Raw genomic sequence first — 2,961 nt, forward strand, 5'->3', positions numbered from 1 at the left:
TTTCTTGTGGATAACACAGATATTTTTAAAAATCACATTCTGCAACTATCTAATCTATACTAATATACCATATAAAAACAATAAAATAAAACAGATTATTTAAAAAATAATCTGTTTTATTTAACTATTGGGACAAGATATGGAGTGTTTGTATATTTATTTTTCTCTAAATAAACATCCATATGGTAAGCTCTCTTTATATTTTTCTTAGTTATCACATCTTCAGGGCTTCCTTCACTTATTATTTCACCATCATTTAAAAATATAATCCTATCTGAATATCTGGCTGCCAAGTTTATATCATGTAGTATTATTATAATTGTAGTATTTTTATCTTTATTTAAATCTCTTAATAAATTTAAAACCTCAATTTGATGATTTATATCTAAGTTTGAGGTTGGTTCATCTAAAAGTATAATTGAGGAATTTTGAGCTAATGCTTTGGCTATCACAACTCTTTGTTTTTCCCCACCAGAAATTTCAGTTATAAGTCTATTTCTAAGATCTATAGTAGATGTAAGCTTTAAGGCTTCTTCTACTATAGATTTGTCTTCTAAGTTTTCTTTTTCAAATCTTCCCTTATATGGATGTCTTCCCATAGATACAATATCTTCTACTGTAAATTCATAATTTATATTTGTCTCTTGAGGAACTAAAGATATCTTTTTTGCTATTTCAAGTCTTTTAAACTCTTCTATGTTTTTACCATGTAAATATATCTCCCCCTTATTTGGAGTATATATACTATTTAACATTTTAAGGAGTGTAGACTTTCCTGAACCGTTAGGTCCTATAATACTTATAAACTCTCCTTTTTTAATACTAAAAGATAAATCTTTTAAAATAAGATTCTCCTTATATCCAAATTTTATATTGTCTACTTTTAATGCATTCATTGTTTTCTCCTCTTTCTATAAACCTTTTTTACTATTTATTAATAAATATATAAAAAAGGGTCCACCAAATAATGCTGTAATAATCCCTACAGGTATTTCTATAGGTGAAATAATAGTTCTAGCTATTGTATCTGCAAAGACCATAAATACTCCTCCTATCAGAGCAGAAGAAGGAAGAAGTATCCTATGGTCAGGTCCTAGCATGAGCCTAACAATATGAGGTATTATTAAACCTACAAAACCTATTATTCCACTTATTGAAACAACTAAAGATGTAATAAGTGTACCTAGTATAAGAATATATACCTTTGTTTTTTCTACATTTACTCCTAGACTTTCAGCTGACTCTTCCCCTGTCAAAAGGATGTTTAAATCCCGTGCATAAAAATTCATAATAAATATAGCTATTATTATAATAGGTCCTAAAGTTAAAATAGGCTCCCATCCTTTTCCAGATAAACTCCCAAGAGTCCAATATATTATTTTACTCATATCTTTATTATTTAACACCATCATAAAAGACATTATAGCTGTAAAAAATTGTCCTACAGCTACCCCCGCGAGAAGAAGAGTTGTAGTTGGCACTTTGTTTTTGATTTTAGAGATATTATATACTAAAAATACAGCTATAAGTCCTCCTATAAATGCAAACAAGCTTATATTAGATATATTTAATATGGAAAAATTTAGTTTCAAAACTATAGAAAGTGTTGCCCCTAGAGCAGCTCCAGATGATATACCTATTATATATGGATCTGCCATTGGATTTTGAAAAAGAGCTTGAAAAGATCCCCCGGTTATAGAAAGACTCATACCTACTAGTACTCCAAGCACCACCCTAGGAAGTCTAATGTTCCATATAATATTTTTATAAGAATCTTTTATATTCATTATATCAATACTTTTATTGATAAATGGAATTTTAGACCCTATTATTTTAAATATGTCAACTACACTTACATCCGCTGTCCCTATTGTAGAAAAAAAGCCTATAGAAAGTACCAGGAGTGCAGTTAAGCTAAGTATAATTGTTTTATACTTAGCTTTTTTAAATATGATTTTCATATTTACCTACTATTTAAAACTATCTGGGTGTATAGTTTTAGCTATCATTTCAAGAGCTTCAACTATTCTTGGACCTGCTCTTGAAGCTAGATTTCCATCTACTAGATAAATACTTTCTTCTTTTATAGCTGTTAAATCACTATATCCTGGTCTTTCTGCTATTGTTTCTTTACTTACATCTGGGTTATCATCAGGAGCTATATAAATCTCTGGATCTTTTTCCACTAATGTTTCCAAATCATACTCTGCATATGCTTTATCGGCATCACCAGCTATATTTTCTCCATTAGATAAAGTTATAAGTTCATCCATAAATGAACCTGGTCCTGCAGCCTGTAATGGATCGTGCCATACTTCATAAAATACTTTCTTTTCTTCTGTATCTTTAACCTTTTCTATTATATTGTCTCTATGACTCATCATTTCATCTGTTATTTCTTTTGCTTTTTCTTCACTTCCAGTAGCATTACCTATAGCTTTAATAGTTTCAACTATTTCATCTATAGATTCTGGCATATAAGATATAATTTTTATATTCGCTTCTTTTAGTCTATTAGCTTCATTTTCATCCATTTCACCATAACTTAATACTATATCTGGATCTAATTCTATTATTTTTTCTAAGTTCATTCCTTCATAATCTCCTATTTTTTCTTTTTCAAGAGCTTCTTCAGGATAATCACAAAATGATGTAACTCCTACTACATTATCTCCAAGTCCAAGTGCAAAAAGTATTTCAGTATTATTTGGAGCTAATGAAACTATTTTTTCTGGTTTGTTTTCTAACTCTATTTCATTTTCAAATCCATCTTCTATTGTCTTTGGAAATTCTGTATTTTCTGTAACTGGTGTTTCCTCTTCCTTATCAGGTTCTGTTGTATCTTTCTGACTACAAGCTACTACTACTGTTAATAATAATATAAGTGTTAAAATAAATGAAAATCTTTTTACGTTTTTAAGTTTCATGTCTTCCTCCTTAGTTTTTAAAAAACAAAAACTT

General features: G+C 29.0%; 3 protein-coding genes. All 3 read right to left on the reverse strand.

Annotation, left to right across the window (positions count from 1 at the left end):
* Window positions 1-116 precede the first annotated feature (116 nt).
* From ACTHW2_RS10735 to ACTHW2_RS10745, 3 genes are read right to left on the reverse strand one after another with little or no spacing between them, the layout of a single operon-like run.
* Window positions 117-896 (reverse strand): heme ABC transporter ATP-binding protein, encoded by a 780-nt coding sequence (locus ACTHW2_RS10735; RefSeq protein WP_442263914.1) that lies wholly within the window; start codon window positions 894-896, stop codon window positions 117-119.
* 15 nt (window positions 897-911) lie between these two features.
* Window positions 912-1,961: a FecCD family ABC transporter permease gene (locus ACTHW2_RS10740; RefSeq protein ID WP_442263915.1), complete on the reverse strand. Its 1,050-nt coding sequence runs from the start codon at window positions 1,959-1,961 to the stop codon at window positions 912-914.
* Window positions 1,962-1,970: 9 nt separating this feature from the next.
* Window positions 1,971-2,927: an ABC transporter substrate-binding protein gene (locus ACTHW2_RS10745; protein ID WP_442263916.1), complete on the reverse strand. Its 957-nt coding sequence runs from the start codon at window positions 2,925-2,927 to the stop codon at window positions 1,971-1,973.
* Between the last annotated feature and the right edge of the window lie 34 nt (window positions 2,928-2,961).

It is taken from the genome of Tissierella sp. (genome assembly GCF_052089545.1).
In the GTDB taxonomy this organism is placed as follows: domain Bacteria; phylum Bacillota; class Clostridia; order Tissierellales; family Tissierellaceae; genus Tissierella_A.

Bases quoted from the DNA above. Each gene is read 5' to 3' on its own strand.
- ACTHW2_RS10745 (WP_442263916.1), bottom strand. From the start codon at position 2,927: ATGAAACTTAAAAACGTAAAAAGATTTTCATTTATTTTAACACTTATA.
- ACTHW2_RS10735 (WP_442263914.1), bottom strand. From the start codon at position 896: ATGAATGCATTAAAAGTAGACAATATAAAATTTGGATATAAGGAGAAT.
- ACTHW2_RS10740 (WP_442263915.1), bottom strand. From the start codon at position 1,961: ATGAAAATCATATTTAAAAAAGCTAAGTATAAAACAATTATACTTAGC.